At 60.4% G+C, this 14418-nt stretch carries 15 protein-coding genes; 12 read left to right on the forward strand and 3 right to left on the reverse strand.

Going from position 1 to position 14418, the window contains the following annotated elements; translation table 11 throughout:
- The first annotated feature begins 98 nt into the window (after positions 1–98).
- Positions 99–893 (forward strand): response regulator, encoded by a 795-nt coding sequence (locus JTP94_RS33165; protein ID WP_034503850.1) that lies wholly within the window; start codon positions 99–101, stop codon positions 891–893.
- Positions 894–1079: 186 nt separating this feature from the next.
- Complete coding sequence (locus JTP94_RS33170) at positions 1080–2072, forward strand: sensor histidine kinase (RefSeq protein ID WP_204854869.1); 993 nt, start codon at positions 1080–1082, stop codon at positions 2070–2072.
- 179 nt (positions 2073–2251) lie between these two features.
- Here JTP94_RS33170 and JTP94_RS33175 read toward each other — a convergent pair whose 3' ends face one another.
- Complete coding sequence (locus tag JTP94_RS33175; RefSeq protein ID WP_204854591.1) at positions 2252–2470, reverse strand: hypothetical protein; 219 nt, start codon at positions 2468–2470, stop codon at positions 2252–2254.
- A 78-nt stretch (positions 2471–2548) separates the two neighbouring features.
- Between JTP94_RS33175 and JTP94_RS33180 the strand changes: the two genes are divergently transcribed.
- The 3 genes from JTP94_RS33180 (at position 2549) to JTP94_RS35725 (ending at position 5642) form a co-directional block, all read left to right on the forward strand.
- Positions 2549–3907, forward strand: a complete 1359-nt coding sequence (locus tag JTP94_RS33180; protein ID WP_204854592.1) for an NAD(P)-dependent oxidoreductase — start codon at positions 2549–2551, stop codon at positions 3905–3907.
- A 13-nt stretch (positions 3908–3920) separates the two neighbouring features.
- Positions 3921–5234 (forward strand): NAD-dependent dihydropyrimidine dehydrogenase subunit PreA, encoded by a 1314-nt coding sequence (gene preA, locus JTP94_RS33185; protein WP_204854593.1) that lies wholly within the window; start codon positions 3921–3923, stop codon positions 5232–5234.
- A gap of 312 nt (positions 5235–5546) precedes the next feature.
- Positions 5547–5642 carry an SEC-C metal-binding domain-containing protein gene (locus JTP94_RS35725; RefSeq protein WP_271025597.1) on the forward strand — a complete coding sequence of 32 codons (96 nt, stop codon included), beginning with the start codon at positions 5547–5549 and terminating at the stop codon, positions 5640–5642.
- Positions 5643–5725: 83 nt separating this feature from the next.
- Here the strand turns inward: JTP94_RS35725 and JTP94_RS33195 are convergent, their stop codons facing one another.
- Positions 5726–6370 carry a TetR family transcriptional regulator C-terminal domain-containing protein gene (locus tag JTP94_RS33195; RefSeq protein ID WP_204854594.1) on the reverse strand — a complete coding sequence of 215 codons (645 nt, stop codon included), beginning with the start codon at positions 6368–6370 and terminating at the stop codon, positions 5726–5728.
- Positions 6371–6670: 300 nt separating this feature from the next.
- Here JTP94_RS33195 and JTP94_RS33200 point away from each other — a divergent pair, with 300 nt between their 5' ends.
- Positions 6671–7924 carry a Zn-dependent hydrolase gene (locus tag JTP94_RS33200; RefSeq protein WP_204854595.1) on the forward strand — a complete coding sequence of 418 codons (1254 nt, stop codon included), beginning with the start codon at positions 6671–6673 and terminating at the stop codon, positions 7922–7924.
- Between the two features lie 48 nt (positions 7925–7972).
- Complete coding sequence (gene hydA, locus JTP94_RS33205) at positions 7973–9427, forward strand: dihydropyrimidinase (RefSeq protein WP_204854596.1); 1455 nt, start codon at positions 7973–7975, stop codon at positions 9425–9427.
- A 33-nt stretch (positions 9428–9460) separates the two neighbouring features.
- Here hydA and JTP94_RS33210 read toward each other — a convergent pair whose 3' ends face one another.
- The gene (locus tag JTP94_RS33210) at positions 9461–9874 is read right to left on the reverse strand and encodes a cupin domain-containing protein (protein ID WP_204854597.1); all 414 of its coding nucleotides are present in this window, start codon (positions 9872–9874) and stop codon (positions 9461–9463) included.
- A gap of 124 nt (positions 9875–9998) precedes the next feature.
- Between JTP94_RS33210 and JTP94_RS33215 the strand changes: the two genes are divergently transcribed.
- The 5 genes from JTP94_RS33215 to JTP94_RS33235 all read left to right on the forward strand — a co-directional run bounded on the left by JTP94_RS33215 (position 9999) and on the right by JTP94_RS33235 (position 14391).
- Positions 9999–10790 (forward strand): ABC transporter ATP-binding protein, encoded by a 792-nt coding sequence (locus tag JTP94_RS33215; protein ID WP_204854598.1) that lies wholly within the window; start codon positions 9999–10001, stop codon positions 10788–10790.
- Between the two features lie 222 nt (positions 10791–11012).
- Positions 11013–11348 carry a hypothetical protein gene (locus tag JTP94_RS33220; RefSeq protein WP_204854599.1) on the forward strand — a complete coding sequence of 112 codons (336 nt, stop codon included), beginning with the start codon at positions 11013–11015 and terminating at the stop codon, positions 11346–11348.
- Positions 11345–12238 carry an ABC transporter permease gene (locus JTP94_RS33225; protein ID WP_204854600.1) on the forward strand — a complete coding sequence of 298 codons (894 nt, stop codon included), beginning with the start codon at positions 11345–11347 and terminating at the stop codon, positions 12236–12238. The genes JTP94_RS33220 and JTP94_RS33225 overlap by 4 nt, the downstream gene beginning before the upstream one ends.
- A complete protein-coding gene (locus JTP94_RS33230) occupies positions 12235–13368 on the forward strand; it encodes an ABC transporter permease (RefSeq protein WP_204854601.1) in 1134 nt (377 codons plus the stop codon). The genes JTP94_RS33225 and JTP94_RS33230 overlap by 4 nt, the downstream gene beginning before the upstream one ends.
- Before the next feature lie 54 nt (positions 13369–13422).
- Positions 13423–14391: an ABC transporter substrate-binding protein gene (locus JTP94_RS33235; RefSeq protein ID WP_204854602.1), complete on the forward strand. Its 969-nt coding sequence runs from the start codon at positions 13423–13425 to the stop codon at positions 14389–14391.
- The last annotated feature ends 27 nt before the right edge of the window (positions 14392–14418 follow it).

Genomic DNA, 14418 nt, shown 5'->3' on the forward strand with positions numbered 1-14418 from the left:
CGACAAAGAGGAACTTTTTTACTCAATTGACGTTTGTTAGTCATTGCGGCCTCCGGGCTGTATTTTAATTAGAATGTGATAAAAGGCGGGAGCCATTGATGACACTTTCCACACGCATTGCGCCGCACCTTCCGTATTTGCGTCGCTACTCACGTGCATTGACCGGAACTCAGACGTCGGGGGACGCCTATGTTGCTGCGGTTTTGGAAGCCATCATTGCCGATATTTCCATATTCCCGGATACGGACAACGACCGCGTTGCACTCTATAAACTGTTCACAAAGCTGTTCGGTTCCCTGACCCTGCAGATTCCTGAACCAAACTCGCCCTACGCGTGGGAACAGCGCGCCTCGGTAAACCTGTCCAAGGTCTCTCCGGTCGCGCGTCAGGCGTTTCTGCTTGCCTCCGTTGAAAGTTTCCGCCTCGGCGAGATCGCCGATATTCTCGATGTATCGGAAAACGACACAATGCATCTGCTTGATGTGGCATCGCAGGAAATTTCGCGGCAGGTAGCGACCGATATCATGATCATCGAGGATGAGCCGCTGATCGCCATGGATATCGAGCAGATGGTGGAAAGCCTTGGACATCGGGTCACGGGCATCGCTCGCACCCATGCCGAAGCGGTGGCGCTGCATAATGCCACCAAGCCCAGCATGGTGCTTGCCGATATTCAGCTTGCCGACGGCAGCTCGGGTATCGATGCCGTCAACGATATCCTCAAGACTGCAAACATCCCGGTCATCTTCATCACCGCCTTTCCAGAGCGCCTCCTGACCGGCGAGCGGCCGGAGCCGACCTTCCTTGTCACCAAGCCATTCAATCCGGATATGGTGAAGGCTCTCATCAGCCAGGCTCTTTTCTTTAACGAAACCACAAAGGTGGCCGCCTGATCCAATTGAAACCTTCGCCGCGGAACAAAGGTGATAGCCGGACGTTTTGGTCCGCGGCGATCGGTTTACCGACTGTTATCCCGCACGATTTTATAGATCGGTCCGAGTTCTTCCGATTGAGAATGTCCCCGTCGGTGGACATCTCGAAATTCGAGTGAAAGGCAAGCCGTGAATACGTCTGAACCATTGTCCGGCGCGCCTTTGAGTTTAGAAGGCAAAGCCGCTCTGATGGAGCGGGCGCTTATTAGCGCCAATGTATCCGTCCTGTTTCAGGACACGACCCTTGCAATCCGCTTTGCGGATAACCTGCCCGATCATCTCACGCCATCTCTGCTGATCGGCGGCAACGATTACCATTTGTTCGGCGAGAAGGATGGCGAGCACCTCACGCGGCTGAAGCGGGGCGTGCTTGAAAATGGCAGGCCCGTGGCCGCCGAGGTGGAAATTGCAAACGGCGACGGCGTGCGCATCTATGAGCTGAAAATGGAGCGCGTTGGCGCCCGCAAGGCGCAAGGCGTACTGTCTGTCATCTCAGAAGTCACAGAAAGCCGCCACCGCGAAAAAGTTCTGAAGTCGCTGCTGCGCGAACTGTCGCACCGCTCCAAGAATCTCCTGGCGATCATCCAGGGCATAGCGACGCAGACGGCGCGCCACACGCTTTCCCTCGACAATTTCCTGATCAAGTTCCGCGGCCGCCTGCAATCGCTGTCGAATTCCCAGGATCTCATTACCGACTCCAGCTGGCGCGGCGCCTATTTGTTCGAGCTTGCAGAGAAGCAGTTCGCTCCCTATTGGCCAGATGCCGGCGTCCCGATGCCGATCTACGGCATCAATGCGCATCTGACCCCCAATGCCGCCGTGCATCTCGGGCTTGCCCTGCATGAACTGATCGTCAACTCCGCATCGCACGGAGCCATTTCATCGGGCGCAACCAGCATCACGCTGAATTGCAAGGAAGCCGAGCTGGACGGGAAGAAAGCCATAGAAGTGGCTTGGCTGGAGCGTTTCCACGCGCCTGCCACCCATGAATTTGAGGATAACAGCTTCAGCCGCACGGTGCTCGAACGAGTCGTGCCGACCTCCATGAACGGGCGGGCCCAGTTCACCATCAGCGATGGCAATATCGGCTATCACCTCACCATTCCAGAGACAGAGTATGAAATACTGAGACGCCGCTGACGGGGTCAAGAAAACAGCCAGTGCGAGGGCGACGCACTGGCTGCTTTACACTCATCGGGAGGGGACCGTGAGTAGAAGTCCGATGATGGCTTTGGGCGCGCATCAGGAGATGCGATCATCATCCGGACCCTTAATTAACGGGGCAGCAGAGCCTTGGTTCCACGCGATCACAAAAAAATTCATTTTTTCTTCACATCCATCGCAACGGCGAAAATGATGCCGACCGCGTTCCGGCAGCTGTCCCGCCCCATGGCGAAACCGAGCAGCCTTCGAACGCCCCTCATCTGAAGATCACAAGAAAACATATCAAAAACATATAGTTGAACGACCTCACGCAGCCATCCCGGACGCTTGCCCGCCATGGCCGAAATGTGTGCTCCCGCAATTTCAAGGGTCAAAAATTTTACCGTTTGATAAATTTTTTATCCTGAGTTACCGTTCTTGCCACTAGCCGTTTACTATAAGAGGGAACTTCAATGGGACGACTGGAAACTGGGATTCATAAAGGCAGGCTGACGCCAGCCGAATATGATGCAAACTTTTCCGATCTTCACCCGCGCCTGAACAATCACGAGGCGCTGGTCGCAGCCGACCGCTGTTATTTCTGCTACGACGCGCCGTGCATGACGGCCTGTCCCACCTCCATCGACATTCCGATGTTCATCCGCCAGATCTCGACGGGCAATCCGATCGGCTCGGCCAAGACGATCTTCGATCAGAACATCCTCGGCGGCATGTGCGCCCGCGTCTGTCCCACCGAACAGCTCTGCGAGCAGGCTTGCGTGCGCAACACTGCCGAAGAGCGTCCTGTGGAAATCGGCCGGCTGCAGCGCTATGCGACCGATGCGGCAATGGCCGAGAACAAGCAGTTCTATGCCCGGGCCGACGCGACCGGTAAGAAGATCGCCGTCATTGGCGCCGGTCCTGCCGGCCTTGCCTGCGCTCACCGCCTCGCCGTCAAAGGCCATGACGTCACCATATTCGACGCCCGCGAAAAGGCCGGCGGCCTGAACGAATACGGCATCGCCACCTACAAGGCGGTCGATGACTTCGCCCAGAAGGAAGTCGATTACGTGCTCGCCGTCGGCGGCATCGAGGTGAAGAACGGCCAGGCGCTCGGCCGCGACTTCAGCCTCTCCGACCTCTCCCAGCAATATGACGCCGTGTTCCTCGGCCTTGGTCTTGCCGGCGTCAACGCGCTGCGCGCCGAAGGTGAGGATCTCGACGGCGTTGCCGATGCCGTTGCCTATATCGCCGATCTGCGCCAGGCGAACGACAAGGCCGATATCGCTATCGGCCGCCGCGTCGTCGTTCTCGGCGGCGGCATGACCGCGATCGATGCGGCCGTGCAGGCAAAGCTGCTCGGCGCCGAAGAGGTGACCATCTGCTATCGCCGCGGCAAGGAACATATGAACGCCTCGGAATACGAGCAGGATCTTGCTGCTTCCAAGGGCGTCATCATCCGCCACTGGCTCGCCCCGAAGCGCATCCTCGACAAGGACGGCAAGGTCGCCGGCATCGAGGTTGAGTACACCGAGCTGCGTGACGGCAAGCTGACAGGCACCGGCGATGTCGGCGTCATCGCCGCGGACCAGATCTTCAAGGCGATCGGCCAGACCTTCGAGGCATCCGGCCTCGGCGCCCTGCGCACGGAAGCGGGCCGCATCGCCATCGACGGCGAAGGCCGCACCTCGGTCGAAGGTGTCTGGGCCGGCGGCGACTGCGTGCTCGGCGGTGACGACCTGACGGTCTCAGCCGTAGCACAGGGTCGCGACGCGGCCGAATCCATCAACCATGCGCTCGCTGCCGCCCAGTCGGCCGCTGCAGTCGCCTGAAAGGAGAATCGAAATGGCTGATCTCCGCAATAATTTCGTCGGCATCAAGTCTCCGAACCCGTTCTGGCTGGCCTCCGCGCCGCCGACCGACAAGGCCTACAACGTCGAACGCGCCTTCAAGGCCGGCTGGGGCGGTGTCGTCTGGAAGACGCTCGGCGAGGAAGGCCCGCCGGTCGTCAATGTCAACGGCCCTCGCTACGGCGCCATCTGGGGCGCCGACCGCCGCCTGCTCGGCTTGAACAATATCGAGCTGATCACCGACCGCGACCTCTATACCAACCTGCGCGAGATGAAGCAGGTGAAGAAGAATTGGCCTGATCGTGCCTTGATTGCCTCGATCATGGTTCCCTGCGTCGAGGACGCCTGGAAGGCGATCCTGCCGCTGGTGGAGGAAACCGAAGCAGACGGCATCGAATTGAACTTCGGCTGTCCGCACGGCATGTCAGAGCGCGGCATGGGTGCTGCGGTCGGACAGGTGCCGGAATATATCGAGATGGTCGTGCGCTGGTGCAAGCAATACACCCGCATGCCCGTCATCACCAAGCTGACGCCTAATATCACCGACGTCCGCAAGCCCGCCCGCGCCGCCAAGGCCGGCGGCACTGACGCCGTATCGCTGATCAACACGATCAACTCGATCGTGTCTGTTGATCTCGACAATTTCGCACCGAACCCGACCGTCGGCGGCAAGGGCAGCCATGGCGGCTATTGCGGCCCGGCGGTCAAGCCGATCGCGCTCAACATGGTGGCCGAGATCGCCCGCGATCCCGAAACCTATGGCCTGCCGATCTCCGGCATCGGCGGCATCACCACATGGCGCGATGCGGCCGAATTCCTGGCGCTCGGCGCCGGCAACGTGCAGGTCTGCACGGCGGCGATGACCTACGGCTTCAAGATCGTCGAAGAGATGATCACGGGCCTTTCCGACTGGATGGACGAAAAGGGTCACCGCAGCCTGGACGACATCATCGCCCGCGCCGTGCCTAATGTCTCCGACTGGCAGTACCTCAACCTCAACTACATCGCCAAGGCCAAGATCGATCAGGACGCCTGCATCAAGTGCGGCCGTTGCTACATTGCCTGCGAGGATACCTCGCACCAGGCAATCACCAACATGGTTGACGGCGTCCGGCATTTCGAGGTGATGGACGAGGAATGCGTCGGCTGCAACCTCTGCGTCAGCGTCTGTCCGGTCGAGAACTGCATCACCATGGAGGAACTGCCGGCGGGTAGCCTCGACAAGCGCACCGGCAAGATCGTCGACCCGAACTACGCCAACTGGACGACCCATCCGAATAATCCGATGGCGCAGCAGGCAGCCGAGTAACCGAGAAACTGCATGGCGGTCGTAGTTGTTGCGACCGCCATTGCTGCTTTGATTGCCGGAAATCCAAGAGAGCGGAAGCCAGCCCCACCACCTGCGCGCGCAATTATCCGCTGGCGAAGGCAAAAGCGATCGGCTACAGGATGCGTGCTGCCCTGAATGGCAGCGCCGAACGACAGGAGGCTACCATGTCACGCAAGTCCAAAACCCTCCACGACGTGAGCTTTTGAGGTCACGTCCAAGCGACGCAAGTCTTTCCCCTCCGAAACCAAGGTTAAAACCGGCTCGCAATTCGTCCATGGCGATGTCGAGCTGATCGAAAAGCTCGGTCGCAACGATCCCTGCCCCTGCGGCTCGCGGAGGCGGTTTCAAGAACTGTTGCCTGAAATCGGGGCAGTACGACGGTATTGACCGGGACTACTACTTTTAGGGAGCGGAGCTGACTTCAACCAGCATCTATGTGCGGCGCGGTCCTTCGGAGATTGCGCCGCCGTTCAAGTGTGGCGAATGCCGAGCCCATCGACGAAGAGCTTTTCCAGATAGCGGGCGGCATCCTCGAAACGCCCTTCGCCCGAATGCTCCTGCCCCAGCACCGCACGCACCTGCACGTCGAAATCCGCATAATGCTGCGTCGTCGACCAGATGGAGAAGATCAGGTGATAGGGGTCGCATTTGGCGATCTTGCCGGCCTTGGCCCAGGCGCGGATGACCTCCGCTTTCTCGTCGACAAGGCTCTTCAGCGGCCCGCGCAGCTCATCCTCGACATGCGGTGCCCCCTGCAGCATCTCATTGGCGAAGAGCCTGCTTTCGCGCGGGAAATCGCGGGCCATTTCGAGCTTGCGGCGGATGTAGGAGCGGATCTCGCTTTCGGGATCGCCGTTGGCATCGAAGGCACGCAGCGGTTCCAGCCAGGTAAACAGCACCCGGTCGATCAGCGCCCGATGCATGGCCTCTTTCGTTCGGAAATAGTAGAGCAGATTGGGCTTCGACATACCGGCCACTTCGGCGATCTGATCGATGGTCGAGCCGCGAAAGCCGTTCACGGAAAATACGTCCAGCGCGGCCTCGAGTATGATTTCCTCTTTTTCTTCCTGAATGCGGGTACGGCGTTGGGTCCGGGCGGCTCTGGGGATGGCCATATCTGCTCTGTTTCTCCTTGAAATCCAAGCCTTTCGGCCGAGCTCTCGTTCACCCTGTCAATGCTACGGATTTAGGCAATCGCCTGAAATTTTATCGGAATTTTTCGTGCTTTTCGTCTTGAGCCGCGCCACGGAAGTTGTAATGTTTACCAATCGGTCAAATTATCTGTCAGATGTCTCTTAAAGGCAACCGGCGATTTTCCGGGGCGATAAAAACAAGACGACGCGCCGGATAAGACCAACGGGAACAATTGGGCATGCGCCTTGCATGCCCCAGGACAAACAGGTGAGGATTGCATCATGGTGGCAGCGCCAGGAGAGAACATGCGCATCAATGGCGATCGCCTTTGGGACGCATTGATGGACATGGCGAAGATCGGCCCCGGCATTGCCGGCGGCAATAATCGTCAAACGCTGACCGATGCCGACGCCGAGGGACGCAGCCTTTTCAGGACATGGTGCGAAGACGCTGGCATGAAAGTCGGCGTCGACAAGATGGGTACTATGTTCGCGACCCGCGCCGGCACCGATCCGGACGCGCTGCCCGTCTATGTCGGCTCCCATCTCGATACCCAGCCGACCGGCGGCAAATATGATGGCGTGCTCGGCGTGCTCGGCGCCCTCGAAGTCGTTCGCACCATGAACGATCTCGGCATCCGCACCAAGCATCCGATCGTGGTCACCAATTGGGCCAATGAAGAGGGTGCGCGCTTTGCTCCAGCCATGCTGGCCTCGGGTGTCTTTGCCGGCGTGCACTCGCTTGATTATGCCTATGGCCGCAAGGATCCGGAGGGCAAGACCTACGGCGAGGAGCTGAAGCGCATCGGCTGGCTCGGCGACGAAGAGGTCGGTGCCCGCAAGATGCACGCCTATTTCGAATATCATATCGAACAAGGCCCGATCCTCGAGGCCGAAGAGAAGACCATCGGCGTGGTCACACACTGTCAGGGCCTGTGGTGGCTGGAGTTCACGCTGACCGGCAAGGAAGCCCACACCGGCTCGACGCCGATGAACCTGCGCGTCAATGCCGGCCTCGCCATGTCGCGGATCGTCGAGATGGTGCAGAGCGTGGCGATGGAAAACCAGCCGGGCGCTGTCGGCGGCGTCGGCCAGGTGTTCTTCTCGCCGAACTCGCGCAACGTGCTGCCCGGCAAGGTCGTCTTCACCGTCGACATCCGCACGCCCGACAAGGCAAAGCTCGATCGCATGCGCGCCAGGATCGAGGCCGAAGCGCCTGTCATCTGCGACGCCCTCGGCGTCGGCTGCTCCGTCGAGGCGATCGGCCATTTCGAGCCCGTGACCTTCGATCCGAAGCTCGTAACCGCAGTGCGTACTGCCGCCGAGAGGCTCGGCTACAGCCACATGAACATCATCTCCGGCGCCGGCCACGATGCCTGCTGGGCCGCCAAGGTGGCGCCTGCCACCATGGTCATGTGCCCCTGCGTCGGCGGCCTGTCGCACAACGAGGCTGAAGAGATTTCCAAGGAATGGGCGACCGCCGGCGCGGATGTCCTGTTCCACGCGGTGATCGAGACGGCGGAGATCGTGGCTTGACCGCCACGATTCCCATTTCGAAAATTTCACACATCTGGAGCATGCGCCATGAGCACAGTCATCAAGGGTGGAACCATCGTCACGGCCGACCTGACCTATAAGGCGGATATCAAGGTCGAAGGCGGTAAGATCGTCGAGATCGGGCAGAACCTATCGGGCAACGAGGTGCTGGATGCCTCCGGCTGTTATGTCATGCCCGGCGGCATCGATCCGCATACGCATCTCGAAATGCCGTTCATGGGCACCTATTCCTCAGACGATTTCGAAAGCGGCACCCGCGCCGCCCTTGCCGGCGGCACGACGATGGTGGTCGATTTCGCGCTGCCCTCGCCCGGCCAATCGCTGCTCGAGGCGCTGACCATGTGGGACAACAAGTCGACGCGGGCGAATTGCGACTATTCCTTCCACATGGCGATCACCTGGTGGGGAGAACAGGTCTTCAACGAGATGGAGGCCATCGTCCGCGACAAGGGCATCAACACCTTCAAGCATTTCATGGCCTATAAGGGCGCGCTGATGGTGGATGACGACGAAATGTTCTCGTCCTTCCAGCGTTGCGCCGAGCTCGGCGCATTGCCGCTCGTCCATGCCGAAAACGGCGACGTGGTTGCGCAGATGCAGGCAAAGCTGCTGGCCGAGGGCAACAACGGTCCGGAGGCACATGCCTACTCCCGCCCGGCCGAGGTCGAGGGCGAGGCGACGAACCGCGCCATCATGATCGCCGATATGGCAGGCTCGCCCGTCTACATCGTCCATACTTCCTGCGAGCAAGCGCACGAGGCCATCCGCCGCGCCCGCCAGAAGGGTATGCGCGTTTATGGCGAGCCGCTGGTCCAGCACCTGACGCTCGACGAAAGCGAATATGCCAACCCCGATTGGGATCACGCTGCCCGCCGCGTCATGTCGCCGCCCTTCCGCAACAAGCAGCATCAGGACAGCCTCTGGGCGGGTCTTGCCTCCGGCTCGCTGCAGGTGGTCGCAACCGACCACTGCGCCTTCACGACCGAGCAGAAGCGCTTCGGCCTCAACGACTTCACCAAGATCCCGAACGGCACCGGCGGCCTAGAGGATCGCCTACCGATGCTGTGGACCCATGGCGTCAAGACCGGTCGCCTGACCATGAACGAGTTCGTCGCTGTCACCTCCACCAACATCGCCAAGATCCTCAACTGTTATCCGAAGAAGGGCGCGATCCTCGTCGGCGCCGATGCCGATATCGTCGTCTGGGATCCGAATCGCTCGAAGACCATCACCGCCAAGACGCAGCAGTCGGCGATCGACTACAACGTCTTCGAAGGCAAGGAAGTGACCGGCCTGCCGCGTTACACGCTGACCCGTGGCGTCGTCGCCATCGAGGAAGGCACGGTGAAGACGCAACAAGGCCACGGCGAGTTCGTCAAGCGCGAGCCGTTCACCGCCGCCAACCGGGCGCTTTCGACCTGGAAGGAAGTCACCGCGCCGCGCAAGGTTCAGCGCAGCGGCATCCCCGCAAGCGGGGTATGACGCTTGGCGCAGGCGCTTCGGCCCATCGGCTGCTCAACGCGGCACGTACCGCTCCAGATCCGGCAGCAGGACGACGCTTTCCTGCTCGTTCGGATCGGTGCGGGCGACGACGGCTGTCGCCGGCCGGTCGCTGAGATTGGCGGGAAGATGCGGGACGCCGGCCGGAATGTAGAACATCTCGCCCTCGCGAACGACAACATGCTCTTCCAGCTGCTCGCCGAACCAGCAATGCGTCTCGCCGGAAAGCGCATAGATCGCCGTCTCGTGCGACGCATGCAGATGCGCCTTGGCGCGGCCGCCCGGCGGGATGGTCAGAAGATGCATGCAGATGCCCGTCGAACCCACTGTCTCGGCGGCGATTCCCTCAAAATAGCTGAAGCCCTGTTTTCCGGCATAGGTGCTGCCGGGCCGCACGACACGACAGGTGGGCTTCGATGACAAACTCATGGCATTGCTCCTCTGGATCCGGCAGCCGCGCGGCGCCCTTCTCTTCCAAAGCTACCGCAATGCCAAACAGCATAACAAGCAATCCGCCCCAACTGTGCGGCGAAAATAGGACTGGTAGGTGTTAATGACGTCGTCCGCTTCCTCCGTCGTCTCCGCGCGGAACCTCTGTCTCACCTACGATACGAACGACGGGCCTGTGCATGCGCTGAGCAATGTCGATCTCGATGTTCGCAAAGGCGATTTCATTTCCTTCATCGGCCCTTCCGGCTGCGGCAAGACCACCTTCCTGCGCGTCATCGCCGATCTGGAGCGGAAAACCTCAGGCGATATCACCGTCAACGGCATGACGCCGGAGGAGGCGCGCAAGGCCCGCGCCTACGGTTATGTCTTTCAGGCACCCGCCCTCTATCCCTGGCGCACCATCGAAAAGAACATCGCCCTGCCGCTGGAAATCATGGGCTATGCCAGGAGCGAACAGGCCAAGCGCATCGCCCAGACGCTCGACCTCGTCAATCTCGCCGGCTTCGAGAAGAAATTCCCCTGGCAGCTTTCGGGCGGCATGCAGCAGCGCGCCTCCATTGCCCGCGCGCTTGCCTTCGATGCCGATCTCCTGCTGATGGACGAGCCCTTCGGCGCGCTCGACGAGATCGTTCGCGACCACCTCAACGAACAGTTGCTGAAGCTCTGGAAGCGGACGAACAAGACCATCTGCTTCGTCACGCATTCCATCCCCGAGGCGGTCTATCTCTCCACCAAGATCGTGGTCATGTCCCCTCGCCCGGGCCGCGTCACGGATGTCATCGAATCCACGCTTCCGCTCGAACGCCCGCTCGGCATTCGCGAAACGCCGGAATTCCTGGAGATCGCCCATCGCGTCCGCGAAGGCCTGAGAGCGGGGCATAGCTATGAGGAATAGGATGTTGGACAGCTCCGTCGCGCGGCGGCCCCTCACCCTAGCCCTCTCCCCGTGCACGGGGAGAGGGAACGACCTGGGCATGCTCGCCAACGTCATTCGCTGGTGGGAAGGCTGCGGGCGCCTCTATCCCCTTCTCCCCGTCAGAACGGGGAGAAGGTGGCCGCCCCTCGATAAAAACTCAGGAGGCCGGATGAGGGGCCGCCTTGCGACAGGAGGTGCCTCATGAACCCGCAGTTCCTCCTCTGGCTCACCGGCGCGATGGCGATCTTCATCAGTGGGGCGACCGCCTCGCGCGCCTATATCGCCAACAACAACATATTGGTCCTGATCCTGGCGCTCATCCTCTATTGCGTCGGCAACCTGATGATGGTGCGGCTCATGCGCGAGGGCGGGCTGGGTCTAGCGATATCAGCCTCCTCCATTGCCCAGCTCATCGTCGTCAACATCATCGCCTTCCTCGTCTTCGGCGAACGGCTGAGCTTGCCGCAGCTTGCCGGGGTGGGGCTCGGCATCGTCGCCATGGCGCTGATGCTGCTGCCGGCACAAGGGAGGCCATGATCGTGGAGAAGGAGCAATTCTTCAGACACAAGTTCGTGCCGGTCGCAACCATCGTGCTGGCGATCCTGCTGCTCTGGTATGTCTTCGCCGTCATTCTCAACGCGCCGTTCCAGCGCGATCTCGATCGCCGCGGTAATGTCACCTCGACAACGATGGAATTCATCGGCAAAACGCTGGCCCAGCCGAAGCCGATCCTGCCGGCACCCCATCAAGTGGCGCAGAATGTGTTCGAAAACACCTTTCTTCGGGCGCTGACCAGCAACCGCAGCCTTGTCTACAATGCCTGGGTGACCTTGTCCTCCACGGCAGTCGGCTTCGCCTTCGGCACGGTTCTCGGCATCCTGATCGCGGTCGGCATCGTGCATGTGGTGACTCTGGACCGTAGCCTCATGCCCTGGATCATCACATCGCAGACCATACCGATCCTCGCTATCGCACCGATGGTCGTTGTTGTGTTGGGTTCGATTGGCGTTACCGGCCTTATTCCCAAGGCGCTGGTCTCGACCTACCTCTCCTTCTTCCCCGTCGCCGTTGGCATGGTCAAGGGACTGAGATCGCCGGAAACCATGCATCTCGATCTGATGCGCACCTATAATGCCAGCGCCATGCAGACCTTCTGGAAACTGCGCGTCCCCGCGTCGGTCCCATTCCTCTTCACTTCGATGAAAGTTGCAATCGCAGCGAGCCTGACCGGAACGATCGTTGGAGAGCTGCCAACGGGCGCAGTCGCCGGCATCGGCGCCAAGCTTCTCGCAGGCTCCTATCAAAGCCTGACGATCGATATATGGGCAGCGCTCGTCGCCGGCTCGATACTAGCCGCCGTGTTGATTGCCGTCGTCAGCATCGCGGCGCGTATCATCGATCGTGCAATGGGAGGTCGGGCGGCATGAAGATTTTTCATCTGTCGTGGCAGGGCACACTCTCCCTTCTTCTCTGCCTTATGGCGCTCCCGGCGCTGCCGCTGCTTGCCGCGGATGCCGCCGCACCCATCAGCAGCGGAACCACTTTCGTCATTTTCATTCTCATTGCTGCCGCGGCCGCGATTTCTTTCATGAACCTGTCCGCAACGCTCAGCGCGGCGATCCTCTTCTTTGCCGCGCACGCAGCGGCCTGGCTGCTGCTGGCCGGAATATCGGGCAATGAAGGCAACGCGCTTGCGTCGTTTTTTATCCTGCTTGCCGCTGCCTGGCTGCTTGCCTGGCGCTGCGTCTCCATCCTGTCGGCCATCCGCGTGCACTCGACCGCCGACAGCTATACGTTACGATTGCTCATTCCCGCGATCTTCGGCGTCTGGATCATCATCATCTGGGAAGCGGTGACACGCGGGGCCGGCATCCCTTTCATCCTCCTGCCGCCGCCGAGCGCCATCGGCGCGCGGATTGCCGGCTCCATCTCGATCCTGTGGACCGATGTTCAGCAGACGATCTTCCGATCGGTCCTGATCGGCTACACCATCGGCTGCGCCAGCGGCTTCATCGTTGCCATCCTCGCCGACCGCTTCGCATTCCTGCGCCGCGGCCTGCTGCCGATCGGCAATCTCGTCTCGGCATTGCCGATCATCGGCGTTGCGCCGATCATGGTCATGTGGTTCGGCTTCGATTGGCAGTCCAAGGCCGCCGTCGTCGTCGTTATGACCTTCTTCCCGATGCTGGTGAACACGGTGGCCGGCCTGGCCGCAGCCGGCAACATCGAGCGCGACCTGATGCGCACCTATGCATCAAACTACTGGCAGACGCTGCTGAAGCTGCGCCTGCCGGCTGCCGCTCCCTTTATTTTCAATGCGCTGAAGATCAACTCGACCTTGGCTCTCATCGGTGCCATCGTGGCGGAGTTCTTCGGCACTCCCATGTCGGGCATGGGTTTTCGCATCTCGACCGAAAACGGCCGGTTGAATCTCGACATGGTCTGGGCTGAGATCGCGGTCGCCGCGGTCGCAGGCTCGGTCTTCTACGGTATCGTCGCCATTATCGAGAGAATGACGACGTTCTGGCATCCGTCTATCCGCAGTGGGCAGACGTAATCCGGGATCTCCTCAAGGGATCAAGGCATAACTTCAGAGGGAAAGGGTGAAAACATGAAAAAACTGATGTTCGTATTGATGGCAAGCGCTATGACGCTGGCCGCCACGCAGGCCGCGATGGCCGCCGACAAGCTGACGCTACAGCTGAAATGGGTGGCCCAGGGCCAGTTCGGCGGCTATTTCGTCGCCAAGGACAAGGGCTTCTACAAGGAAGAGGGCCTCGACGTCGACATCAAGCCGGGCGGCCCGGATATCGCTCCGGAACAGGTGATCGCCGGCGGCGGCGCTGATGTCATCGTCGACTGGATGGGTGGCGCCCTGGTTGCCCGCGAAAAGGGCGTACCGCTGATCAACATCGCCCAGCCCTTCGAAAAGTCCGGCCTGGAATTGATCTGCCCGAAGGATGGCCCGGTCAAGACGGAGAAGGATTTCAAGGGACATACCCTCGGCGTCTGGTTCTATGGCAACGAATATCCGTTCTTCGCGTGGATGCACAAGATCGGCTTGAAGACCGATGGCGGCAAGGACGGCGTCACCGTGCTGAAGCAGAGCTTCGACGTGCAGCCGCTCGTCCAGAAGCAGGCCGACTGCATCTCGGTCATGACCTACAATGAATACTGGCAGGCAATCGATGCCGGTTTCAAGCAGGAAGACCTGACCGTCTTCAACTATACCAAGCTCGGCGTCGACCTTCTGGAAGACGGCCTCTATGTCAAGGAAGACAAGCTGAAGGATGCGAAGTTCAAGGCCGATATGGTCAAGTTCGTCCGCGCCTCGATGAAAGGCTGGAAATATGCCGTCGAGCATCCGGATGAAGCCGCCGGGATCGTCATGGACAATGGCGGCCAGGACGAAAATCACCAGAAGCGCATGATGGGCGAAGTCGCCAAGCTGATCGGCAGCGGCAAGCTCGACACGAAGCTCTATGAGCGCACCGTCGAGGCGCTGCTTGACCAGAAGATCATCAACAAGAAGCCGACTGGCGCTTATACGCACGAGATCACGGACGCGGCCCTGAAATAGTCTCAGGCACCGCGAACAACCGAAACG

It is taken from the genome of Martinezella lusitana (genome assembly GCF_016901135.1).
Lineage (GTDB): Bacteria > Pseudomonadota > Alphaproteobacteria > Rhizobiales > Rhizobiaceae > Rhizobium > Rhizobium lusitanum_D.